This window comes from Dactylosporangium sp. NPDC050588 (assembly GCF_040654975.1).
GTDB lineage: Bacteria > Actinomycetota > Actinomycetes > Mycobacteriales > Micromonosporaceae > Dactylosporangium > Dactylosporangium maewongense.
In genome coordinates this window covers 83,980-106,509 of the sequence record NZ_JBFAJA010000044.1, presented here as the reverse complement: position 1 = coordinate 106,509, position 22,530 = coordinate 83,980, and the positions used below count along the sequence as shown (strand labels likewise).

The 22,530-nt window shown below is 73.3% G+C and carries 18 protein-coding genes; 8 read left to right on the top strand and 10 right to left on the bottom strand.

The genetic code is table 11. The annotated features are described in order from the left end of the window. Positions 1-139: 139 nt before the first annotated feature. From AB0I21_RS28935 to eccCa, 3 genes are all read right to left on the bottom strand, one after another. The gene (locus AB0I21_RS28935) at positions 140-418 is read right to left on the bottom strand and encodes a WXG100 family type VII secretion target (RefSeq protein ID WP_344504183.1); all 279 of its coding nucleotides are present in this window, start codon (positions 416-418) and stop codon (positions 140-142) included. A 24-nt stretch (positions 419-442) separates the two neighbouring features. Then, positions 443-757: a WXG100 family type VII secretion target gene (locus AB0I21_RS28930; RefSeq protein WP_344504182.1), complete on the bottom strand. Its 315-nt coding sequence runs from the start codon at positions 755-757 to the stop codon at positions 443-445. A gap of 144 nt (positions 758-901) precedes the next feature. Continuing rightward, a complete protein-coding gene (eccCa, locus tag AB0I21_RS28925) occupies positions 902-4,867 on the bottom strand; it encodes a type VII secretion protein EccCa (protein ID WP_360565833.1) in 3,966 nt (1,321 codons plus the stop codon). Between the two features lie 156 nt (positions 4,868-5,023). Between eccCa and eccD the strand changes: the two genes are divergently transcribed. Further along, complete coding sequence (gene eccD / locus AB0I21_RS28920; RefSeq protein WP_360565831.1) at positions 5,024-6,421, top strand: type VII secretion integral membrane protein EccD; 1,398 nt, start codon at positions 5,024-5,026, stop codon at positions 6,419-6,421. A gap of 62 nt (positions 6,422-6,483) precedes the next feature. Here the strand turns inward: eccD and AB0I21_RS28915 are convergent, their stop codons facing one another. Genes AB0I21_RS28915 through AB0I21_RS28905 form a run of 3 tightly spaced genes read right to left on the bottom strand, consistent with a single transcriptional unit; the run spans position 6,484 to position 9,505 of the window. Then, a complete protein-coding gene (locus AB0I21_RS28915) occupies positions 6,484-7,602 on the bottom strand; it encodes a S8 family serine peptidase (protein WP_360565829.1) in 1,119 nt (372 codons plus the stop codon). Further along, positions 7,599-8,270 carry a hypothetical protein gene (locus AB0I21_RS28910; RefSeq protein WP_344504178.1) on the bottom strand — a complete coding sequence of 224 codons (672 nt, stop codon included), beginning with the start codon at positions 8,268-8,270 and terminating at the stop codon, positions 7,599-7,601. Before AB0I21_RS28910 ends, AB0I21_RS28915 begins: the two co-directional genes overlap by 4 nt. Then, the gene (locus AB0I21_RS28905; protein WP_360565827.1) at positions 8,267-9,505 is read right to left on the bottom strand and encodes a type VII secretion protein EccE; all 1,239 of its coding nucleotides are present in this window, start codon (positions 9,503-9,505) and stop codon (positions 8,267-8,269) included. Before AB0I21_RS28905 ends, AB0I21_RS28910 begins: the two co-directional genes overlap by 4 nt. 448 nt (positions 9,506-9,953) lie before the next feature. Between AB0I21_RS28905 and eccB the strand changes: the two genes are divergently transcribed. The 4 genes from eccB (at position 9,954) to AB0I21_RS28885 (ending at position 14,361) form a co-directional block, all read left to right on the top strand. Then, complete coding sequence (gene eccB / locus AB0I21_RS28900; RefSeq protein WP_360565825.1) at positions 9,954-11,549, top strand: type VII secretion protein EccB; 1,596 nt, start codon at positions 9,954-9,956, stop codon at positions 11,547-11,549. Between the two features lie 45 nt (positions 11,550-11,594). Beyond that, positions 11,595-11,954 (top strand): hypothetical protein, encoded by a 360-nt coding sequence (locus AB0I21_RS28895; RefSeq protein WP_360565823.1) that lies wholly within the window; start codon positions 11,595-11,597, stop codon positions 11,952-11,954. After that, positions 11,944-13,179, top strand: coding sequence for a hypothetical protein (locus AB0I21_RS28890; RefSeq protein ID WP_360565821.1), 1,236 nt, complete (start codon positions 11,944-11,946; stop codon positions 13,177-13,179). Before AB0I21_RS28895 ends, AB0I21_RS28890 begins: the two co-directional genes overlap by 11 nt. 513 nt (positions 13,180-13,692) lie before the next feature. Continuing rightward, a complete protein-coding gene (locus tag AB0I21_RS28885; RefSeq protein WP_360565819.1) occupies positions 13,693-14,361 on the top strand; it encodes a hypothetical protein in 669 nt (222 codons plus the stop codon). A 44-nt stretch (positions 14,362-14,405) separates the two neighbouring features. On the opposite strand, the gene AB0I21_RS28880 is transcribed toward AB0I21_RS28885, so the two are convergent. The 3 genes from AB0I21_RS28880 to AB0I21_RS28870 are packed head-to-tail and all read right to left on the bottom strand — an operon-like array spanning position 14,406 to position 16,674. Then, a complete protein-coding gene (locus AB0I21_RS28880; protein WP_360565818.1) occupies positions 14,406-14,648 on the bottom strand; it encodes a hypothetical protein in 243 nt (80 codons plus the stop codon). Continuing rightward, a complete protein-coding gene (locus tag AB0I21_RS28875) occupies positions 14,645-15,733 on the bottom strand; it encodes a type VII secretion target (RefSeq protein WP_360565817.1) in 1,089 nt (362 codons plus the stop codon). Before AB0I21_RS28875 ends, AB0I21_RS28880 begins: the two co-directional genes overlap by 4 nt. Next, entirely contained in the window at positions 15,730-16,674 is a 945-nt protein-coding gene (locus AB0I21_RS28870; protein ID WP_360565815.1) for a LysR substrate-binding domain-containing protein, read from the bottom strand. Before AB0I21_RS28870 ends, AB0I21_RS28875 begins: the two co-directional genes overlap by 4 nt. A gap of 111 nt (positions 16,675-16,785) precedes the next feature. Between AB0I21_RS28870 and AB0I21_RS28865 the strand changes: the two genes are divergently transcribed. From AB0I21_RS28865 to AB0I21_RS28855, 3 genes are read left to right on the top strand one after another with little or no spacing between them, the layout of a single operon-like run. After that, on the top strand, positions 16,786-17,463 hold the full coding sequence (locus AB0I21_RS28865) for a succinate dehydrogenase cytochrome b subunit (protein WP_360565838.1): 678 nt from the start codon (positions 16,786-16,788) through the stop codon (positions 17,461-17,463). Beyond that, positions 17,460-19,397: a fumarate reductase/succinate dehydrogenase flavoprotein subunit gene (locus AB0I21_RS28860; protein WP_360565813.1), complete on the top strand. Its 1,938-nt coding sequence runs from the start codon at positions 17,460-17,462 to the stop codon at positions 19,395-19,397. Before AB0I21_RS28865 ends, AB0I21_RS28860 begins: the two co-directional genes overlap by 4 nt. Beyond that, positions 19,397-20,143: a succinate dehydrogenase/fumarate reductase iron-sulfur subunit gene (locus AB0I21_RS28855; RefSeq protein WP_360565811.1), complete on the top strand. Its 747-nt coding sequence runs from the start codon at positions 19,397-19,399 to the stop codon at positions 20,141-20,143. The genes AB0I21_RS28860 and AB0I21_RS28855 overlap by 1 nt, the downstream gene beginning before the upstream one ends. A 760-nt stretch (positions 20,144-20,903) precedes the next feature. Here the strand turns inward: AB0I21_RS28855 and AB0I21_RS28850 are convergent. Next, complete coding sequence (locus tag AB0I21_RS28850; protein ID WP_360565809.1) at positions 20,904-22,454, bottom strand: GGDEF domain-containing protein; 1,551 nt, start codon at positions 22,452-22,454, stop codon at positions 20,904-20,906. Between the last annotated feature and the right edge of the window lie 76 nt (positions 22,455-22,530).

The window sequence follows — 22,530 nt, the reverse complement described above, 5'->3', positions numbered from 1 at the left end:
AGCGAGTTGCCCAGGTACGTGCCGAGCGGGATCTCCTGCCAGATCCGGCCGTAGTTGCCCCACTGGAGCTCCTCGGGGATCCATTGGATCGGCCGCGGTGCCACGCCGATCCGACCAGATGCAGCGGTCGTGGCTACAATTACCAGACCTGAGCGTTGTTCATCTCGGTCGTGATGTAGTTGGCGCGGGCGATCCCCACGGCGCCACCGATCTCGTTGAGCAGGTTGTTCATGTCCTGGACGGCCGAGTCCCACTTCGCCTGGTGGGCGTTGTAGGCCTCGCGGTCCTTACCGTCCCAGGTCATGTTCTGCAGCCGCTGGCGCAGCGTGTCCAGCTCGGTGTCGATCGTCTTGGAGATGCCCTGGATGGTCTGCGAAGCAGTCTCCATCTGGGCGTAGTTCGTCTGGAAGTACGACATCCCTAGTCCCTGCCTCTCAGGCCGTCAGTAGTTGAGTGAGTTGCCGTACTTGTTCATCATCGCCGCCTGCTGCTCCTCGTTGGCCTGGTGCGTGTTGGCACCCTTGTCGAGGAGGTCGGCGATGTCGCTGAGGGCGGTGAGCAGCTTCACCGAGTCCTGGTCCCAGCGGGTCATCACCTGCGCGAAGCCGGACGAGGCCTCACCCTTCCACGCGGCGACGAGATCATCGATCGCGCCCCGCAGGTCGTTCAGCTTGCCGTTGACGGTGTCGTGCGTGGCACGAACGTCCTTCGCGGCAGCGTGCATGGTCGCTGCATCGACTCTCGTCGGCTGCGTCACGCCAATTCACCCCTTCTCAGTCCGTCCCGCGGGACAAGGCACTTGGAAAGCCCCCGTACGGTGGCACCGCGGTCATCGACGATGGTGTTTCCCCTGCGACGGTATCGGAGACCCGCAAGATTGCGCAGCCCTGAACCGCCAACATCATGGCACAGGATCGACCCAGGCGGTCTGGACGAGCTGCCTGCCGTCGCTTCTGCGCACGAGGGTACCGCGCCCCGGCGGCTGCGGGCTGGGCCGCAGGTCACCGAACAGCGGCCCTTCCTCGCGGCTGCCGGACATCAGGAAACCGGGCGCGTCCAGCTCGCGCAGGCGCTGGATGACCGGCTCGTACAGGGCGCGTGACGCACCGCCGACCCGCCTGGTGAGGATCACGTGCAGGCCCACGTCCCGCGCCTGCGGCAGCAGCTCCATGAGCTGGGTGAGCGGGTTGTTGCCGGGCAGCGCCACCAGGTCGTAGTCGTCGACCAGGACGTACAGGTCGGGCCCCCGCCACCAGCTGCGGTTGCGCAGCTGCTCGGCGGTGACGTCCGGCCCCGGGAGGCGGTCGTTGATGGCGCCCCGGATGTTGGGCATCATCTCGTTGAGCGCCGAGTGCGACGGCGCGTAGTCCAGCAGGTACTCGCGGTCGACGACGCCGAGCAGGCCGCGGCGGAAGTCGGCGACGAACAGCCGCGCCTCGTGCGGTGTCTTCGTCTCGATGATGCTGCGGGCGATGAGCCGCAGCAGCGAGGTCTTGCCGGACTCGGCGTCGCCGAGGATCAGCAGGTGCGGCTCGGCGGCGAAGTCCAGATGCACCGGCGCGAGATGCGTCTCGTTGATACCGATCGCCACGCCGGGCACCGCGGGCCGCTGCTCGACCAGCTTCGCGAGCTCCACCCGCGGCAGCATCTTGGGCAGCAGCCGCACCGGCGGCGCGGGCTGGAACGGCCAGCTCTCACGGACCCGCCGGACCAGCTCCGCGGCGCCCGCGGCCAGGTCGTCGACGCCCTCGCCGCCCTCGATGCGGGGCAGCGCGGCGAGGAAGTGTAGCTTGTCGTGGGTGAGGCCGCGGCCGGGGGTGCGCTCCGGCACGTTGACCGCGGAGCGCCGGTCGATCTCGGACTCGGTCGGGTCACCGAGCCGCAGCTCGATGCGGGTGCCGAGCAGGTCGCGGAGGTTGGTGCGGACCTCGCCCCAGCGGTTCGCGGCGAGGACAACGTGGATGCCGAAGCCGAGGCCGCGGGCCGCGACCGAGGTGATGCGGGCCTCGAGCTCCTCGTAGTGCTCGCGGATCGCGCTCCACCCGTCGACGACCAGGAACACGTCGCCGAACGGGTCGTCGGTGACCTCGCCGGCGTTGCGGGCCCGCCGGTATGAGGCGATCGAGTCGACGGCGAGCTCGGTGAAGCGGGCCTCCCGCTCGTCGAGCAGCGCGGTCACCTCGGCGACGGTGCGCCGCACCGCCTCGCCTTCCCGCCGGCCGGCGACGCCGCTGACGTGCGGCAGGCCGGCCAGGGACCGCAGGGCGCCGCCGCCGAAGTCGAGGCAGAAGAACTGGACCTGCCACGGGCTGTGGGTGAGCGCGAGCGAGCTGATCAGCGTGCGCAGCGCGGTGCTCTTGCCCGACTGCGGGCCGCCGACGAACACGACGTTGCCGGCGGCGCCGTCCAGCTCCACGACGAGCGGGTCCCGGCGCTGCTCGAACGGCCGGTCGACCAGGCCGACCGGGGCGGACAGCCGGCCGGCGCCGGGCCAGCCGGTCGCGACGAGGCCGCGGCGCTCGTCGACGGTCAGCGCGCCGAGCAGCTCGCCGAGGGTCGCCGGCTCGCCGAGCGGCGGCAGCCACACCTGGTGCGCGGGGGCGCCGCGGCCGCGCAGCTTGCCGACGATGACGTCGAGCATGCTCTCGCCGCGGCCGGACTCGGCCTCCGGCTCCTCCTCCGGCTCGTCCGCGGGCAGCACCGGCACGGGGATGTGCTGGGTGCCGTACGGCACGATCTGCATCCGCACCGTCGCCTGCGACCTGGGCACCAGGCCCGCCTGGCGGTAGGTGCCGGACACGTACGCGGCCCGGAAGCGCGTCATCGTCGTCGTGTCGGTCTTCAGGTAGCCGTGGCCGGGGGCGCTCGGCAGCTCGTACGCGTCGGGGACGCCGAGGACGACGCGGCTCTCCACGGCCGAGAACGTGCGCAGGCCGACGCGGTAGGAGAGGTGGGTGTCCAGGCCGCGCAGGCGGCCCTCCTCGAGACGCTGGCTGGCCAGCAGCAGGTGCACGCCGAGGGACCGGCCGAGGCGGCCGATCATCACGAACAGGTCGATGAACTCCGACTTCGCCGCCAGCAGCTCGCTGAACTCGTCACAGATGATGAGCAGGCTCGGCAGCGGCGCCAGCTGCTCACCGGCGAGGCGCGCCTTCTCGTACTCGAACCGTGACACGTAGTTGCCGGCGGCGCGCAGCAGCTCCTGCCGGCGGACCATCTCGCCGTTGAGCGCGGCCTGCATGCGGTCGACCAGCGGCAGCTCGTCGGACAGGTTCGTGATGACGGCGCTGGTGTGCGGCAGCACGTCCAGCGACGCGAACGTCGCGCCACCCTTGAAGTCGACGAGGACGAAGTTGAGCTCCTCCGACGAGTGCGTGATCGCCAGGGACACGACGATGGTGCGCAGCAGCTCGCTCTTGCCGGAGCCGGTCGCGCCGATGATCAGCCCGTGCGGGCCCATGCCGTCCTGCGCGGACTCCTTGAAGTCCAGGTCGACGGGCTGCCCGTCGGGGCCGACGCCGATCGGCACCCGCAGCTTCTCCCGGTTGGGCCGGGGGCGCCAGGTGAGCAGCGGGTCGACGGCGGCGGCGTCGCCGATGCCGAGCAGGTCCGGCAGCTCGATGCTGCGCGCCAGCGGCTCCTCCGACGTCGTCTGCTGCGACAGCCGGAACGGTGCCAGCTGCCGGGCGAGGCCCTCGGCGGCGATCACGCTGAGCCGGTCCGGCCGGCCCAGCGGCGTGACCTTCTTGCCCTGGTCGGCGGCGATCTGCTCGGCGGTCACCTGCAGTGACAGCAGCCAGCGGCCCGAGTCACGCGGCACCGTGCCGGACAGGTCGACGACCGTGGTGCCCTGCAGGCCGATGCCGAGCAGCTGGCAGGTGGGTGCGACCTCGCCGCCGTCGACGACCACGACCAGGTGCGGCGCGGTGGTCAGCGGGCGCAGCTCGGGCGCGAACCTCGACCGGCTGTGCAGCTCGTCCTCGAGCACCTCCTCGAGGTCCGTCATCGAGTCGAACATGAGCCGCACCGCGCCGGCCGCGTCGGTCTGCCGGTCGTGCTGGGCGTGCGGCAGCCACTTGACCCACTCCCACTCCCCGCGCCGCTCCGGCGCAGCGACGACCGCGATCTTCACGTCGTCGGGCGAGTGCAGCGTCGCGAGCTGGCACAGCATCGACCGGACCAGATCCGTCACGACCTGCCGGTCACCGCGGGGCACGACCCGGCTGAACGAGCGCGCCGACACCGCGATCGGCAGGTCCGGCACCGTCTGCCGGGCGCGGATGAACCGCCGCAGCGCGATCGCCGTCATCGGCTCGAGGTCCTCGACCGGCTTCGTCTCCGGCGGGATGATCGAGACCGCGAGCCGCTGCGCGCCGAGCGCGATCCGCACCTGCCCGAAGTCGTCGTCGGTCGCGCGCCGCTCCCACCGGCGCTTCGACGCCGCCACCGACCACAGCACGTCCGGCGCAGGGTGCTGCCACAGCAGCGCCGCCCGCTGCTGTGCCGCGGCCCGCCGGGCCTGCCGCCGCACCTGGGCGAGGTAGCGCATGTAGTCGCGGCGCTCCGCGTCGAGCTCGGCCTTCGAGTCGCCGCCGCCGGAGTTCATCGACCCGATCGCCATGCCGATCATCGACACGCCGAAGAGCCCGCCGACGATCCACATCATGGGTCCCGAGCCGCGTCCGCCGCCGGTGTACAGGAAGGCCATCGCGCCCACGCCGCAGACCATCGGCAGGATCATCAGCAGTTGCCCGAAGCCCTTCGGCAGCCGCTCCGGAAGCTCCGGCGGCGACTCCAGCAGCAGCTCGCCGCGGGGCAGCTGAGGCCCTGGACGGCGGGGTGGCCTGCGGAAGACGACGGTGCTCACGTGTCTCCTCCTGTACGGCGCGGCGCCGTGATCGCACCCGGAGGGGCAGGGCGGGGCACCGCGTGATGCGGCCATCGTATGTAGTCTGCCCAGGACGCGATGACCCGCAGTTGCATTGCGGGCGTCGGGGCGGCTCCGATCGAAGGGATCTGTGACGTGGCCACTACGACCGGCGGCGGGATGAGCCGGGTGACGATCGTCGCACCGAAGACCCGGGTCGACCTCGCGCTGCCCTCGGACGTGCCGCTCGCCGATCTGCTGCCGACCGTGCTGCGGTACGCCGGTGACGGCCTCGCCGACGACCCCGCCGGACGGGACGGCTGGGTGCTGTCGCGGCTCGGCGGCGCGCCGATGCCCATCGACCGCACGCCGATCCAGCTGGACGTCGAGGACGGCGAGATGCTGTACCTGCGACCCCGCGGCGACGAGTTCACCGAACCCATCTTCGACGACGTCGTCGACGCCGTCGCGACCTCCACGCAGGACCGCGCCGGGCGCTGGCGGCCCGCCTCGACCCGCCGCTTCGGCCTCACCGTCGGCGTCGCCACCCTCGTCGTCGGCGCCGTCATGGTCCTGTTCTCCGGCCCGCCGCAGCTGCCCGCCGGCATCGTCGGCGTCGGCGTCGCGGCCCTGCTCCTGGCCGCCGCCGCGGTGCTGTCCCGGGCCCTGCGCAACAGCCGGACCGGCGTCGTCTTCGGGATCGTCGCGCTCGCGTACGCCGGCGTCGGCGGCCTGCTCCTGCTCGCCGGCGACCACAGCCTCACCGACCTCAGCGCCGCCAACGTCCTCGTCGCGGGCACCGCGATCCTGCTCGCCTCCGCCGTCGCCACCGTCGGCGTGGCCTCCGCCGTCGCCGTCTTCCTCGGCACCAGCATGGCGGCCGTCGCCCTGTGCGCCGCCGCCCTCGTCTGCATGATCTGGGACGCGTCCCCGGCCGCGGCGGCCGCCGTCGTCGCCGCCCTGACCTTCTCGACGCTGCCGCTGATGCCGATGCTCTCCTACCGCCTGGCCGGCCTGCCCATCCCGTCCGTGCCGACCGACGCCGCGGACATCCGCACCGACACCGAGATGGTCTCCAGCCGGCAGGTCCTCGCCCTCAGCGAGCGCGCCGACGAGATCCTCGCCGGGATGCTCGGCGCCCTCGCCGTCATCGGCGGCCTGGCGTCGCTGACCCTCGCCTGGGACGGCGGCGTGCCGGGCGCGTCCCTGGCCGCCGTGTTCGGCCTGGTCATGGTCGCCCGGGCCCGCTGGTTCATCAGCCGCCGCCAGCGCATCCCGCTGCTCGTCTCCGGCCTGGTCGCCCTCGCGGTCGTCGCCGTCGGCGCCTACGCCGCCGCCGACCAGGTGCTCCGCCTCGCCGTGGGGGTGACGGCGACGCTCGCGGTGGCGGCGGCGGTCATCGCCTACGCGGTGGCCGGCGCCGAGAAGCGCCGGTCCCCGATGTGGGGCCGCACCCTGGACATCTTCGAGACGATCCTGATCCTGGGCATCATCCCGCTCGCCTTCTGGGTCAGCGGCCTGTACGGCTGGATCCGCACCATCCGCGAGGGCTGACCGCCGCCGCACCGCACGGCCCGGCGGCGCCGCTCGTCAGTACATCGGCGTCGGGTGCTGTGTCAGGCCCTGCGGCGCAGGAGGAGCCAGCCGCCGATGCCGGCCACGAGCAGGACGAGGACGCCCGCGCCGCCGGCCAGCAGGAGCGGGCTGGGACCGCTGCCCGTCTCCTCGCCTGCGTCGCCGGCGGCGGACTGCGCGGCCAGGGGGTTCGCCGGGACGGCCGGGACGTCGGCGGTGAGGGCCTTCACCAGGTTGAGGCGGCCGTACCCGTAGTCGGGGTCGCGCCCGGGTGGGCCCGCGTCGTCGGCGGTGGCGATCAGGCGCTGGATCACGTCCTTCGCCGGCAGCTGCGGGTACTTGGCGCGGATCAGCGCGGCGGCGCCCGAGACGATCGCGGTGGCGGCGCTGGTGCCGTCGGCGGCCGGGTAGTAGCCGACGACGCGGCCGCCGCCGGACGCGGAGACCAGCGGGATCGCCACCCCCGGGGCGGTCAGGACGACCTCGGGGCCGCGGATGGCGCCGGACCAGGCGTTGCCGCTCTGGTCGACGGCGGAGACGGCCACGACACCCGGGAAGCGGGCGGGGGCGATCACGCCGCTGCCGGACGGGAACTCCGCGACGTTGCCGGTGGCGGCGACCACGACGACGTCGTGGCCGAGGGCGTAGCGGACGGCGTCCTCGGCGGTGCGGTCGATGACGGTGCCGCCGGTTGAGAGATTGATCACCTTCGCGCCGTGGTCGACCGCCCAGCGGATGCCTTCGGGGATGTTCGTCGGGCCCATCGCGGAGGACCGCGACGCGACGCGGACCGGCAGGATCTTCGACTTCGGCGCGATGCCAAGCAGGTGGTCGGCGCTGCCGCCCTTGGCCGCGATGACGCCGGCCATGCCCGAGCCGTGGCCGTCGTTGTCGGTGCGGAAGGAGCCCGCCTCACCGATGAACGACGTGCCGTCCAGCACCTGCCCGTCGAGGTCGGGATGGCTGCCGACGCCGGTGTCCAGGACCGCGACGACGACCCCGTCGCCCGCCGTGACCTGGTGCGCGGCGGCGACGTCGAGGGTCTTCAGGTACCACTCCCGGTCGCGCATCGTCTCGGCGTTCGCCGGTGTGGGCGGCACCAGTACCGGAGCGACACCCGCGGCGACCACGGCCAGGGCCGCGAACACCCGCGCCCTCACTGCGGCGCCCCGAAGAGCTGCTGCTCGATCTGCGTGGTCGCGAGCCGCAGGTACTGCCACGAGCCGGCCTCGTAGACGACGAGGCCGTCCGGCGGGGTGGCCTGCAGCGTCGCGGCCTGCATCGCGTCGAGGCGCATCAGGGTCGCCGCGGCCGCCAGCTGCCGCTCCGTGAGCCGGCGCAGGATCACCACGTCGGCCTCGAACAGGGACTGCGCCACGTACTCGCCGAACCAGCCGGCGACGGTCAGCAGCGCCTGCCACGGGCCGAGGTCCGGCACGCTCAGCGGGTGCCGTTCGGCGACGAAGAGGACCGGCGCGGCGACGGTCCCGGGCAGCTCGACCTTCTGGTACGGCGGCGCGGCGTGGAACAGGTCGGTGCGTCCGGTGACGGACTCGCCGAAGCCGGCCCACAGCGGCTCGTCCGGCGTGTGGACCACGACCCGCGCGCCGATGGCGAGCGCCCGCAGCATCAGCAGCCGCTCGACCCAGCCGCGGTCGATGAGCAGCACCCGGGTCGGCTCGGCCCGGAAGAGCTGCAGCGTCACCGGGTTCTGGTGCTGGTCGAAGCCGAGGACGATGCCGCCCGGGTCGGTGGCGAGGGAGACGCCGCCGACGACGCTCTGGTCGCCGGTGAGCTCCAGCCCTCCGCTGCCGGGTCGCCGCCTCACGGGGTGCCTCCGCCGGTCGGTGCCGACGCGTAGACGGCCGGCTGGTGCTGGCCGTGCATCGGGCGAAGCTTGATACCGAGGGTCTTGGTGTACTCGCGGACGGTGCCGACCGCCGCGGCGAGCCGGTCCGGGGCGGCCATGACCCGCACCACGGTCCGCAGCCCGACGGCGGCGCCGCGGCGGGCGGCGACGACGGACACGACGAGGTGCTCGGCCGGGACGTTCATCAGCGCCTGTACCGCGGCCGGGTCGAACGGCGCCGGCCACTGCTCGACCTCGAACGCGATGTGCTCCCGGCCCGCGGCGTGCCAGCCCTGCCAGCGCTCGCGGGCGGTGACGGGGGCGCCGTCGGGCAGCCCGTCGAGGCCGCAGGAGGCGTGCACGGCCGCGGTGAGGGCGGCGGCGTCGAGGACCTGGAACGGGACGCCGGCGGTGTTGAGCGCCTTGCCGAGCCGGCCGGCCATCGCGGCGAGCGCCCGGTGGACGCCGTCGACGCCGCCGCCCCGGTCGGCGGCCGCCTCGATCGCGTCGGCCGCGTCGAGCCGCGCCGCGACCCACGTCAGGTGCGCGGCGGGGCCGGTCTGCCGGCCGGTGGTGAGCGCGAGCAGCTCGCGGTAGGAGTTGGCGGCGGCGCTGTTGGGCGCGGGGCCGGTGGCCGGCGCGAGCGTGCGCAGGCTCGCCAGCTGCAGCGCGGACGGGCGGGCGGTGCCCTCGTCGAGCAGCCGCAGCAGGCGGTCGAGGCGCAGCGCCGGGCGCCGCCGGCCGAGGATCTCGTCGGCGCCGCCGACGGCGACGGCGATGAACCAGCCGTCGCGGTCCTGCCCGATGCCGAGCTCGGTGCCGCGGTCGTCGTAGCCGTACACCTCGAACGCGGGGGCGGGCAGGGCCGCGGCACCGGCCTTGCGGCGGCGGCGCACGGCCGCGCGCAGGCCGAGGCTCTGATACACCCAGCGCCCGCCGGACCGGCTCAGCCCGACCGCGAGCGCACCGACGGCGACGGCGGCGCCCACACCGATCGCGACGGGGTTGCCGGCGAACACGGCCGCGCCGACCGCGACGGCCGAGACCTCGATCGCGACGAGCTGGACGGTGCCGAACTCGCCGGGCCTGCCGGAGGCCGGACGCAGCCGCTGCGCCGGGGCGTTGCGCTCCGGTGGACGGCCGCCGGGGATGGGCTGGGGGGCCGGGCCGGGGCCGCCCGCGGGTGGCCTGCCCTGAGCCGTTGCCGATGTCACCTGTTCCCGTGCTCCCTCCGCTGCGACGCGCCCGCCGAGGATCCGGTCCGAGCCGAGGCGCCCACAGTGTACGGGCGGAGCCCTCGCCGCGCGGTCCGCGGTCAGCTCGCCCGCCTGGCGCCCGCACGGCGCGAGCCGCGCGGTCCACGGTCTTTGGTCAGGCCGCGCCGGGCGGTCCATGGTCCTCGGTCAGGCCGCGCCGGGGGGTCCATGGTCCTCGATCAGGCCGCGCCGGGCGGTTCACGGTCCTTGGTCAGGCCGCGCCGGGGCGGGGTCCTCGGTCAGGTCGGGCCGGGCGGTCCTTGGTCAGGTCGCCGGCGTGCGGCACCGGCGCGGTCAACGGCGCGGAGCAGGACCGGCTACGATCGCCACTCGGTGATGGGGCAGCCGGGCGCCGCTGGTGCGCGGCCGCGCACGGGGCACGGCGGCAAGGCGGGAGGCGCCAGGCATGGTCGCGCGATACGAACAGGTGCGGGCGTACCGGTTCGTCACGCGCCGGATCGTCTCGGCGATGCTGTCCGGCGAGCCCGAGAGCAACGAACTGCCGGTGCGGCGGCTCGGGATGTCACTGTTCGGCAGCCTGCTCGTCGGCATGATCGTGCTCGCCGTCGTCGGCGTCTACGGCTTCATCAACCCGTCCGGCGGCAAGCCGGAGGAGAACGACATCGTCATCGAGCGGGAGAGCGGCGCCCGGTACGTCTTCATCGAGGGCCGCCTGCACCCCGTGCTCAACTTCACGTCGGCCCGGCTGATCGTCGGCAACCCCAGCCCCAAGGTGCGGACCATGTCGCACAAGTCGCTGGTGAGCCTGCCCGTCGGCCCGCCGGTGGGCATCCGCGACGCCCCCGACCCGCCGCCGCCGAAGAACGCGCTCGTCGGCCTGCCGTGGAACGTGTGCGGCGTCAAGGTCTCCGTCGCCGGCACCGCCGGGACCCAGCTCGTGATCGGCCGCACGCCGTCCGGCGGCGTCCCCCTCGGCGACGAGGCGCTGCTGGTGACGACGTCCGCGAGCGGGGATCTGCCGCTGTACCTGCTGTGGCACGACCACCGGCTGCGCATCGCCGAGCGCACGACGCTGACCGCGCTGGAGCTCGCGTCGGTGCGGCCGATGCAGATCGACCGGGCGCTGCTGGACGCGATCACGTCCGGCCCCGACCTGGCGCCGTTGAAGCTGCCCGGCAACGGCCAGCCGAGCGCGAAGAAGGTCGCCGGCTCGGCCGCCGACGTCGGCACCGTCTACAAGCAGGGCCAGCAGTACTACGTCCTGACCAAGACCGGGCTGGCGACGATCGGCGAGGTGTCCGCGGCGCTGCTGCTGGCCAGCGGCAAGCCCGCCACGGACATCACCGCCGCGCAGGCGGCGCAGGCGCTCGGCTCGCCGGTGGAGCCGGAGGGCTTCCCGCAGGCCAAGCCGACGATCAAGGACGACACGTCGGAGACCACGGTGTGCGCGCAGTTCGGCGCGGCAGTGGGCAGCGGGCGGCAGACCCTCGGGCTGTCGCTGTTCGGGCCCGGCTCCGAGCAGCTGGCCCTGGACCCCGACCTGTCCAAGCAGCGCACCGGCACGATCGCCGACCAGGTCACGCTGCCCGAGGGCCGCGGCACGCTCGCGCAGGCGCTGCCCGGGGCGGACGGGACGGCGACCGGCACCGTGTACCTCATCACGGACCAGGGCATCCGGTACCCGCTGCAGAACAGCGGCGACGTGCAGGCGATGAAGGCACTCGGCTACGAGGGCGTCACGCCGGTCGGGGTGCCGTCGAGCCTGCTGTCGCTGATCCCGCGCGGCCCGGTGCTCGACCCGGAGGTGGCCCGCAAGTTCGTCGTGCCGGCGAGCCCGGCGCCGACGTCGGGCTCGACGAGGACACCCTCGCCGAGCAGCACGTCGAAGGCTCAGTCGTCCCCGTCGGCGACCACGCCGAAGACCCCGGCGAGCCCGTCCACCACGCGGTCGGGCAGACGGGCGCCGCAGGCCACGCGGGGCGCGCGGCGGCGACGGCGATCGGATAGGGTCGATTTCACTGGTATCGACCCAGTAGCCTGACTTCACGGCACCGAAGACAAGGACGAGGACCGAGACGGGGATCTGATGGGCGACGGCACGAACAGAGTCGACCTCCTCACCCTTGAGGAGTTCCGGAGCCGGCTCGACAGCCGGTTGACCGACGCCAAGGCGCTGGTGCGGAAGCTCAACGGCATGAGCAAGCCCGCGCTGGGCACGTTCCAGGACGCGCACGCCACCGGGGGCGACTACGACCGCGTGCACCGTCAGCACGTGGCCCGGGCCAACCGGCTGGTCTCCGCCATCGAGGCGGCGCAGAGCGCCACGGACAGCATCATCCGCAACTACAAGACCACCGAGTCGCGCAACGCGGCCACGCAGGCCGAGATCCGCCGGGCGCTGGGCGACGTGACCCTCACCCTGGAGGGCCCGACCAATGAGCAATGAGTACACGGCGCACTATGCGGGCAAGAGCCACCGTGAGCTCTACGACCAGCTCATGGCGGGCGACCCCGGTCAGGTCGAGGGCGTGTCCGCCGACTGGCACTCCGCCGAGACGACGGCCCGGCACATCGCCGGCGAGATCGACAAGGACCTGCTGAAGCTCGACTGGGCCGGCGAAGCGGGCACCGAATACCGCCAGCGCCTCGGCCTGGTGAGCGCCTTCTCCACCGGCCTCGCCGACGACCACAGCACCGTGAAGACCGCGCTGAGCTCGATCGGCGGCGCGCTGCGGGTCGCGCAGAAGAACGCGGACAACCCCGAGGACACCGACGACAACGACAGCATGTGGGGCGGCGCCGCGGGCGGTGGCGCCATCGCCGGCCTGCCCGGCGCGCTCATCGGCGGGTACCTGGGGCACCAGCGCGACGAGCAGCAGAAGAAGGAAGCGCAGCAGCGCATGGTGACGCTGATGTCCAACCTCGCCGCCGACTACGCCGTCAACAACAACGCGGTCATGGACCCGCTGCCGCCGCCGATCGGCCTGCCGGGCGGCGACCCGCACACCGAGGTCGACCCGAAGGGCGGCCCGGGCGTCCACTCCCCGTCCGGCGGCCCCGGCGTGCACGCGCCCGGCAGCGGCAAGACCAACACCACCGACACCGTCGTCCCCGTGTCGACCGGTCCCGGCGGCGGCCCCGGCGCCGACCCGTCGCAGACGCAGACCGCGGACCCGCAGACCGGCACGTCGCTGCTCGGCGTCGAGACCGGCGTCATCGGCGCCGGCGCTCTCCTCGGCGGCACCGCCCTCGCCGGCCAGATCGTCTCGGTCGGCGGCTCCGGCGGCGCGCCCGGCCTCAGCATCGGCACCAGCCTCGCCGGCACCGTCCCCGCCGGCGGCGTCCTCGGCCAGCCGGGCGCGGGCCGCAACGACGGCGGCCCGACGAGCGGCCAGCGCACCACGCCCGGCAACATGCGGGAGACGGGCCGCACCGCGGGCGCCCGCCCCGGCGGCGAGCGCGGCCCCGGCGCGGGCCGCACCAACCGCATGGGCGTCCCCGGCCGCGACGGCATGCTCGGCCAGCGCGGCGCCGCCCGCAACGGCGACGGCGACGAGGAAGACACGTACGACACCTGGCTCACCGAGGACGACATGGTGTGGAGCGACGACGAGAGCGCCCCGCCCTCGGTCCTCGGCGGCGCCGTCCCGCCTCCCCCACCGGCCAACTGACCGGTTCCACTCCTGCTGCGGCGCCCGGTCTTTTCCGGGCGCCGCACAGCACTTTCCACGACAGGTCCCGGACCTCCCCAGCGCTTCTCTTCGGAGCTCCCCCCGGATAAATCCAGGCGCAAGCGCCAGAATTTATCCGACATTTCGTATCTGTCCGAGCGATGCCTCTCCCGCACCATGCGCTGACAGCGGCGCGATGATCGAAGGACGGTAGCGGTCGTGATGGCGGTCGCGGTCGTCCTTCGATCAAGCCGGGCGGCGTGGAGATCGGCGTTGCGATTGCCGTCGAGGGCGTCATCCGGTGCTTCCACACCGTCGCTGGCTTCACAACCCACCCACATCACACCAACCGCCGGCGGCGCACCCGCCGTCGTGGTTCACGACCGACGGTGCCGGGCGGGGTCGGTGGACCCTTAGGGGCAGGTTCAGTGAGGAACCCGCATGTGGTGCCGGGGGATCCGGGGGAGGCTGTGGGCCTCGACATCCTGGTGTCCGGGATCCTGGAGGACGACGATGCGTGCTGTTCCCACCGCCGCGGTCGCGGTGTTGCTGCTGGTCTCGGTCGCCGGGTGCGGGTTCGGGCCGCGGGAGACGGCGTCGCGGCAGTACCGCGTCGAGGAGCCCGTCGCGGCGCTCGTCGTCACCGGTGACGCGGTGAACGTCACGGTCAAGACCGGTGACGGGCCGGTGACCGTGGTCGAGCGGCGGCGGTGGCCGAGTGGCGGCGCGGCGCCGCAGGCGGCGCATCGCATGGAGGCGGGCCGGCTGGAGCTGACGTCCACCGGCTGCCGGCGCTGTGAGGTCACGCTGACGGTGACGGTGCCGGCCGCGACCCGCACCGAGATCCGTATCGACGCCGGCGAAGTGACGCTGCGGGACCTGGCCGGTGACGCGTCCGCGGTGGTCGACACCGGCGAGGTCACCGGGTCGGGGCTGCGCGGCGCCACGTACCGCATGGTCGTCGACTCAGGCCGGATCGAGCTCGCCCACGCCACCTCCCCCACCGACGTCGTGGCCACCGTCGACACCGGCGAGGTCGACGTGCGGGTGCCGTCCGGCGCCACGTACGCGGTCCGCAGCGACCGTGGTCTGTCCGATGTGGACGTCGTCCGCGACGAGTCGTCGCCGCGCACCATCACCGTCAACGTCGACACCGGCCACGCCGTCGTCCACCACACCTGACCCGCGGGGCGCCCGCCGGATCACGGCCCACTCAGCCTCGCGCCTTACCTCGCCCGGGGGACGGTCCGCTGCCGGGCCTCGTTGAGGGAGGCCTCGTGAAGGGCGGCCTCGAGCGTGGCCTCCAGCGTCGCTTCCAAGGCTTCGGTGAAGGCGGGGTGGGTCGCGGCGGCGCGCAGGGTCGCCTCGCCCGACAGGACGGTCGTGGCGAAGGCGTGCAACGGGTCGTCCGGCGGGCGCAGCTCGGCCAGGCGGCGCAGGACCGCCCGGGCCACCGGGTCGGCGGTCATCGGGGGACCGCCGGGTGGCGGTACGGCGGCAGGGACGGCAGGCGGGTCACCTCGGCGCCCGCCCGCACCGCCTCGATCTGGGCCGCGATCAGGCGGAACGTGGTCTCGGCAGCGCCATACAGCCGGGAGATCTCCTGATAGAGGCGGATGGCCTGCCACGTGTAGAACCCGACGGTGGCGTAGCCGGTGAGGGCGCCGATGCCGGTCTCGATCGTGGCGGTGCCGACGACGCCGGCGACGCTGACGATGATGAGCGCGTCGATGAGCTGCTCGACGAGGCCGCCGGTCGCCTCGTAGAGCTGCCGGCACGCGTCGACGGCGAGCGGGTAGAGCCGCGCATACTCGGCGCAGGCCGGGCCGAGGGCGGTCGCGGCGCCGCCGAGCAGCAGCTGGAACTCCTGCTCGGCCTCGGCGGCGTTGCCGCGCCAGACGGCGGTGACGTCGGCGGCGCCGGTGACGAGGTTGCCGCCGATCGTGCCGGCGGCGGCGCCGATGTGCGGCCACGCGTGCATGCAGTGCTCATAGGCCCGCCAGTCGCCGCTGTACGCGGTGAGCCACGGCTCGAACGGGTCGACCCCGAACAGCCACACCGCCACCTGCCGGATCCACGCGGCGGGGCTGAGCAGGTCGGTGAGCGGGTTGAGCGTGAACGCGTCGGTCTGCGGCTCGTAGACGGGCGCTGCCAGTACAGGAGCGGCATGGGCGAACGGGGTCCGCGACGGCAGCAGGTCGGGCCGTGACTGGTGCAGCGTGCCGCGCAGCCCTCGCGGGTCGGTGGCGCCGGCATAGGTGGCGTCGAGGGCGGCCGCGGCGGTGCGGTCGGCCGCCGCGTAGCCGCCGGCGGCCCGCGCGACCTGGTCGGCGGCGCCGTCGCTGAGGTCCCGCAGCCGGCCGAGGGCGGTGGTGACCCGGTCGTAGGCCTTGCCGTGCGGGTCGGCGACGAGCATCAGCAGCCCTCGGCGGTCCCAGCTGAGCGAGCAGTGCCGTCGCGTGTAGTCCAGCGTGTCCCGGGCGTCGCCGCCCGCCCCCGCGAGCATCCCGCTCAGTGCCCGCATCCCGCTCGGATCGACGTGGAAATCGTTCACCCCGGCCTCCCCCTGACCTCGGTTGACGGGGACTCTAGCGCTTGCACGCGCCGCACCCCGGGGGTCTGCACGGTCTGTTCCAGCAGCATCGCACGCAGTGCTCGCGCCGCGTGGGACAGCACGGCGCCGCGCGGGTTGGCGAGGGCGATGGTGCGGTGCACGCCGGGCGCGGCGAGGGGCGTGGCGCGCAGCAGCGGCCGGTTCACCAGGGCCATGCTGGGCACGAGCGCGACGCCGAGGCCCGCCTCGACGAACGCGAGGACGGCGTCGAGCTCGCCGCCCTCGACCGCGTACCGCGGGGTGAACCCGGCCCGCCGGCAGGCCTCGATGGTGACGTCGCGCAGGTCGTACCCGATGCGGAACATCACCATCGGGGTGTCGCGCAGCTCACGGAGGGTGAGCATCGTCGGCAGCGGGTGCACGGAGGCGACCACGAGGTCCTCGCGCAGGAACGGCACGACGTCGAGGGCGGGGTCGGTGCCGTGCGCGGAGGCGACGATGAGGGCCAGGTCGAGCTGGTGCGCGACGAGCCCGGCGACGAGGTCCTGGGAGCCGCCCTCGTCGACGTGCAGGGCGATGTCGGGGTGGGCGGCGTGGAAGCGGCGCAGCACCGCCGGGACGAGGGACGTGCAGAGGCTGGGCGTGGCGCCGAGGCGGACCCGGCCGCGGCGCAGCCCGACGACCTCCTGCACGGCGTCGCGGGCGGCGTCGGCGTCGGCGACCATCCGGCGGGCGAGCGGCAGCAGGGTCTCGCCGGCGGTGGTGAGCATGACGCCGCCCCGGGAGCGGTCGAACAGGGGCGCGCCGAGCGTCGCCTCGAGCGTGTGAATTTGTTTACTCAGTGTCGGCTGGCTCACTCCCAGCGCCTCGGCCGAACGCGTGAAATGTCCCGATTCGGCCACTGACACGAAGTATCGGAGCTGTTGTAGCTGCACACTCATAGCCTACGGCTATCGAGACTGGGTGCTTCATGCATTGGACGAATGAAAACGGCGGTCCTTACCGTCGAACCCGTGGCGGTAGATACAGCGGTCAAGCCCATCGCGGCGCCCATGAAACCGAAGAAGCGCAGGTCGTCCGTCGGCCTGAAGCTCCTCATGGCGGGCACCGGCCTGCTGCTCGTGCTGTTCCTGTTCGCGCACATGGCCGGCAACCTGAAGATCTTCGTCGGCGCGGAGGCGTTCGACCACTACGCCCACTGGCTGCGCGACATCGGCACCCCGCTGCTGCCGCACACCTGGTACCTGTGGATCCAGCGCAGCGGGCTCACCCTCGCCGTCGTGGGCCACATCGCGGCGGCGGTGGTCCTCGCCCGGCGGGCCAGGCTCGCCCGCCCGGTCCGCTACGCGCACCGCCCCAAGGTGCAGGGCAGCTACGCGGCCCGCACGATGCGGTGGGGCGGCGTCATCATCCTGCTGTTCGTCGTGTTCCACATCCTCGACCTCACCACCGGCACGGTGAACCCGGTCGGCGACGCCCAGCACCCCTACGGCAACGTGGTCGCGGACTTCGCGCCGGCCCGCTGGTACGTGACGCTCTTCTACACCCTGGCGATCGTCGCCGTCGGCTTCCACCTGCGGCACGGCATCTTCAGCGCGCTGCGCACCCTCGGCCAGCAGACGCCGCGCGGTGAGCGCCGGGCCCGCGCGATCGCCCTCGTCCTGTCCGTCGTCCTCGTCGTCGGCTACCTGTCGGTGCCGTTCGCCGTGCTGATCGGAGCGGTCAAGTGAACTACTGGAGCGAGGGCGACCCGATCGCCGACACCGCGGCGCCCGACGGGCCGATCGAGACCCGCTGGGAGCGCCGCCAGTTCGCGGCCAAGCTGGTCAACCCGGCCAACCGCCGCAAGCTGACCGTCATCGTCGTGGGCACCGGCCTCGCCGGCGGCTCCGCGGCCGCGACGCTCGCCGAGGCCGGCTACAAGGTCCGGTCGTACTGCTACCAGGACAGCCCGCGCCGCGCCCACTCGATCGCCGCGCAGGGCGGCATCAACGCCGCGAAGAACTACCGCAACGACGGCGACTCCGTCTACCGGCTGTTCTACGACACGGTGAAGGGCGGCGACTTCCGCGCCCGCGAGTCCAATGTGTACAGGCTGGCGCAGGTCTCGGTGAACATCATCGACCAGTGCGTCGCGCAGGGCGTGCCCTTCGCCCGCGAGTACGGTGGCCTGCTGGACAACCGCTCCTTCGGCGGCACCCAGGTGTCACGGACCTTCTACGCCCGCGGCCAGACGGGCCAGCAGCTGCTGCTCGGCGCCTACCAGGCCCTGGAGCGACAGGTCGCGCTCGGCAACGTCGAGATGCACACCCGCCACGAGATGCTCGAGCTCATCGTCGTGGACGGCAAGGCCCGCGGCATCGTCGTGCGCGACCTGGTCACCGGCGAGATCTCGACGGAGTTCGCCGACGCCGTGGTGCTCGCGTCCGGCGGCTACGGCAACGTCTTCTTCCTCTCCACCAACGCCAAGGGCTGCAACGTCACCGCGTCGTGGCGGGCGCACCGCAAGGGCGCGCTGTTCGCCAACCCCTGCTACACGCAGATCCACCCGACGTGCATCCCCGAGTCCGGCACGCACCAGAGCAAGCTCACGCTGATGAGCGAGTCGCTGCGCAACGACGGCCGGGTGTGGGTGCCGGTCCGCGCCGGCGACGACCGCGTCCCCGCCGACATCCCCGAGGACGAGCGCGACTACTACCTCGAGCGGATCTACCCGTCGTTCGGCAACCTCGTCCCGCGCGACATCGCCTCCCGCGCCGCGAAGAACGTCTGCGACGAGGGGCGCGGCGTCGGCCCCGGCGGCCTCGGCGTCTACCTCGACTTCGCCGACGCGATCGCCCGGCTCGGCCGCGACGCCGTGGAGGCCAAGTACGGCAACCTGTTCGAGATGTACGAGCGGATCACCGGCGACGACCCGTACATCACCCCGATGCGCATCTATCCGGCGGTGCACTACACGATGGGCGGGCTGTGGGTCGACTACGACCTGCAGTCGACGATCCCCGGCCTGTTCGTGGTGGGTGAGGCCAACTTCTCCGACCACGGCGCGAACCGGCTCGGCGCGTCCGCGCTCATGCAGGGCCTCGCCGACGGCTACTTCGTCCTGCCGAACACCATCAACGACTACCTGGCCTCCGGTCCGTTCCCCGCGCTCTCCGCGTCCCACCCGGACGTGGCCGCGGCCCGTGCCGCCGTTTCGGAGCGCATCGCTGCACTGCTTGCCGTCGACGGCGACCGTACCGTCGACTCCTTCCACCGCGAGCTCGGCCACATCATGTGGGAGTACTGCGGCATGGAGCGCACCGAGGAGGGCCTCACCAAGGCGATCAGCCTCATCCGGTCGCTGCGCGAGGAGTTCTGGACGCGGGTGAAGGTGCCGGGGACCGGCGAGACGCTGAACCAGAACCTGGAGCGGGCCGGCCGGGTCGCGGACTTCTTCGAGCTCGCGGAGCTCATGTGCGTCGACGCGCTGCACCGTGCGGAGTCGTGCGGCGGGCACTTCCGCGCCGAGAGCCAGACCCCCGACGGCGAGGCGCTGCGGCACGACGACGAGTTCTCGTACGTCGCGGCGTGGCAGTTCACCGGGACCGGGGAGCCGCCGGTGTTGCGCAAGGAAGCGCTCGACTTCGAATACGTCCACCCGAGCCAGCGGAGCTACAAGTAATGAACCTCAAGCTGCGCGTCTGGCGCCAGACCGGCCCCACGTCCCGAGGCCGCATGGTCACCTACGACGTTACGGATATTTCGCCCGACGCCTCATTTTTGGAGATGTTGGACGTTCTGAACGAGCGCCTCATCCTCGAAGGCGAGGAGCCCATCGCGTTCGACCACGACTGCCGCGAGGGCATCTGCGGCATGTGCGGCATGATGATCAACGGCGTGGCGCACGGCCCGTCGCGCGCCACCACCACGTGCCAGCTGCACATGCGCCACTTCAAGGACGGCGAGACCATCGACGTCGAGCCGTGGCGGGCCGCCGCGTTCCCCGTCGTGAAGGACCTCGTCGTCGACCGGGGCGCCTTCGACAGCATCATCCAGGCCGGCGGCTACATCAGCGCCCCCACGGGCGCCGCCCCCGACGCCCACGCCACCCCCGTGCCGAAGGCCGACGCGGACGCCGCCTTCGAGGCCGCGACCTGCATCGGCTGCGGCGCGTGCGTCGCCGCGTGCCCCAACGGCTCCGCGATGCTCTTCACCGCCGCGAAGGTCGGCCACCTCGGCCTGCTGCCACAGGGCCAGCCCGAACGCGACACCCGCGTCGTCGGCATGCTGGCGGCCCACGACGAGGCGGGCTTCGGCGGCTGCACCAACACCGGCGAGTGCACCACCGTCTGCCCCAAGGGCATCCCGCTCACCCTCATCGGCCGCCTCAACTCCGACTACCGCAAGGCCGTCACCAAGCGCGGCTGACACCTTCCCACGCACCCGGTCGCGCCGGCCGGGGTCGCGCGCCCGGGCCGGTCCCGTGCCCGGTCGAGCCCCGTGCCCAGCCAGGGTCGCGTGAGCCGGCCTGGCCGAGCCGCGCGCCCGGCCGAGCCGCGCCCGGCCGAGCCGCGCGACCGGCTGAGGCGCATGCCCGGCTGAGGCGCATGCCCGGCGGCCGCGACGGGTCGAACCACCACGGGTAGGGGAGCACGCCAGGGTCGCACTCCATGCCGAGGGTGCGACCGGCTGAGGCGCGACCGGACAGCGGCATCCGGAGCCTGGTCCAGGCGCGACTGCGGGCCGGACCGGGGCTGGTGTTGGCGACGCAGCCTGTCGAGCACCGCACCAGCCACCAGACGCGCCAAGCCCCGGCCGGGTCAGGGCGTGCCCCGACGTCGACGTGCGCCCCCGCTACGACCATTGCCGGGTCCGGGTCGTGTGCCGGGTCCGGGTCGCGTGACCGGCGGGCAAACCCCCGGTCACGCGCGTGGGCGGGCGCGGGTGAGCGGGCGGGTCACGTCGCTCGGTCGACGGTCGTCGGACGCCGGGATGGTCGTAGCGGGGGCCGCACGTCGACGTCGGGGCGGTGCGGCTCCGCTTTCATGCAACCGTACCTCCGACCACCTAATCGATCTTCAAACGCGTCGCAGGTGCATCACGCTCCGTCCACATCGGCTGGTCCGGTGATGTCGCCTGTATGGGGCTCGTCCGATCGATGCTAAGGGTCGCGCGCGCCGGAAAGGGGTCAGGAGGGGTCGGCGAGGACGCGGTTGCGGCCGGAGCGTTTCGCCGCGTACAGGTTGCGGTCGGCATGGCTGAGCAGGGCAGCCGAAGTGATGCGGCCGTCGGGGGTGCTGGACACGCCGATGCTCACCGTCACCGGCAGGTCGCCGGTCAGCTCGGGCCACGGGTGGCGCTGGATGGCGGACCTGACCCGTTCGCAGCGGGCGACCGCCTCCTCCGCGCCGGCGCCGGGCAGCACGATCACGAACTCCTCGCCGCCGAGCCGGGCCACCGTGGCGGGCTCGTCGACGGCGCCGGCCATGACGGACGCGACGCGCTGCAGGACCAGGTCGCCGACCTCGTGCGACAGGGTGTCGTTGATCCGCTTGAAGAAGTCGATGTCGACCAGGGCCGCGGACACGGCCTCGCCGCGCTGCTCGGCGCGGCTGAGCAGGGCGGGCAGCTGCGCGTCGACGAACCGCCGGTTGTACAGGCCGGTCAGCGCGTCGCGCAGCGCCATTTCGCGGAAGCGGACCGTCTCGCGCTGACCCTCGCGGCTCTCGAACACCAGCTGCGCCAGGCGGGCCTGCTCCTCGCGTTCGGCGGAGCGGAGCGCCTGGGACTCCTCGTCGTAGCGGCACTGCTCCTCGTACGCCTCCCGGAAACGCCCACTCGCGGCGTGCAGGCGGGCGAGCTCGCGGCGGGCCCTCGCGCCGACGTCGACCATGCCGCGCTGCTCGCTCAGCGCCCGGCACCGGTCGACGGTGGCCCTGGCGCGGTCGAGCGCGCCGCCGAGCCGCTGCGCCTCGGCGAGGGTCAGCAGCACCTCGGGCAGCATGTTGCCTTCCGCGTCGCGGCGGGTGGAGGCGGGGTCGACCAGGGGCAGGAGGGTGCGCTCGGCCTCCTCGAACCGCCCCTGCAGCAGCTGTACGCGGGCGACCGTGTCCAGGTCCGGCGGGCGCAGCTGCACGCCGGTCCGTTCGACCAGGCGGCGCATCCGCTCGACCAGCTCGCCCGCGGCGTCCGCGTCGCCCGCCTGGTACGCCGCGTACGCCATGTTGTTGAGCACCGAACGGCTCAGCTCATGATCGCCGGCCGCGGCGGCGATGTCGAGCGCCTCCGCGTGGTAGGGGGCGGCGTCGGCCCGCGACACCACGTCGACGGACAGGGCGAGGATGACCAGGTGCGCGCCACGGATCAGCGGCGGCACGTGGTCCGGCAGGTGGTCCACCGACATCAGCGCGTGCCGCCGCGCCTGCGCGTTGTCGCCGAGGCAGGTGTGCAGGATCGACAGCAGGAAGTGGGTGCGCGCGAGGACGTACTGGTCGTTTTCGAGGACCGCCCACCGGTGGACCTCGTGCAGCAGCGGCGCGGACGCGGTCAGCTCCCCGCCGCGGGCGAGGGCGTCGGCGATGACGAGCCGGGCGCGAGCGGCGAGGTCGTCGCGGCCGAGCTCGACGGCGGCGCGCTCGGCGGCCTCGGCCTGCTCCCGGTCGGCGGTGCGCCGGTCGACCTCCATGCCGAGCACGACGGCGGCGACCCGGTCGGCGCTGATCACTGCTGTGCCAGTCATGACCGCCACGATCGGCACGCCGGCCCGGCACCTGAGCGCGGCACCTCGCCCGCCACCGGAGCGCAACGCCATGCGG

Excerpts from the sequence above, each read along its gene's own strand:
- AB0I21_RS28935 (WP_344504183.1), bottom strand. The coding sequence starts at position 418 with ATGTCGTACTTCCAGACGAACTACGCCCAGATGGAGACTGCTTCGCAG.
- eccB (WP_360565825.1), top strand. The coding sequence starts at position 9,954 with ATGGTCGCGCGATACGAACAGGTGCGGGCGTACCGGTTCGTCACGCGC.
- AB0I21_RS28895 (WP_360565823.1), top strand. The coding sequence starts at position 11,595 with ATGGGCGACGGCACGAACAGAGTCGACCTCCTCACCCTTGAGGAGTTC.
- AB0I21_RS28890 (WP_360565821.1), top strand. The coding sequence starts at position 11,944 with ATGAGCAATGAGTACACGGCGCACTATGCGGGCAAGAGCCACCGTGAG.
- AB0I21_RS28885 (WP_360565819.1), top strand. The coding sequence starts at position 13,693 with ATGCGTGCTGTTCCCACCGCCGCGGTCGCGGTGTTGCTGCTGGTCTCG.
- AB0I21_RS28880 (WP_360565818.1), bottom strand. The coding sequence starts at position 14,648 with ATGACCGCCGACCCGGTGGCCCGGGCGGTCCTGCGCCGCCTGGCCGAG.
- AB0I21_RS28870 (WP_360565815.1), bottom strand. The coding sequence starts at position 16,674 with ATGAGTGTGCAGCTACAACAGCTCCGATACTTCGTGTCAGTGGCCGAA.
- AB0I21_RS28865 (WP_360565838.1), top strand. The coding sequence starts at position 16,786 with ATGAAACCGAAGAAGCGCAGGTCGTCCGTCGGCCTGAAGCTCCTCATG.
- AB0I21_RS28855 (WP_360565811.1), top strand. The coding sequence starts at position 19,397 with ATGAACCTCAAGCTGCGCGTCTGGCGCCAGACCGGCCCCACGTCCCGA.
- AB0I21_RS28850 (WP_360565809.1), bottom strand. The coding sequence starts at position 22,454 with ATGACTGGCACAGCAGTGATCAGCGCCGACCGGGTCGCCGCCGTCGTG.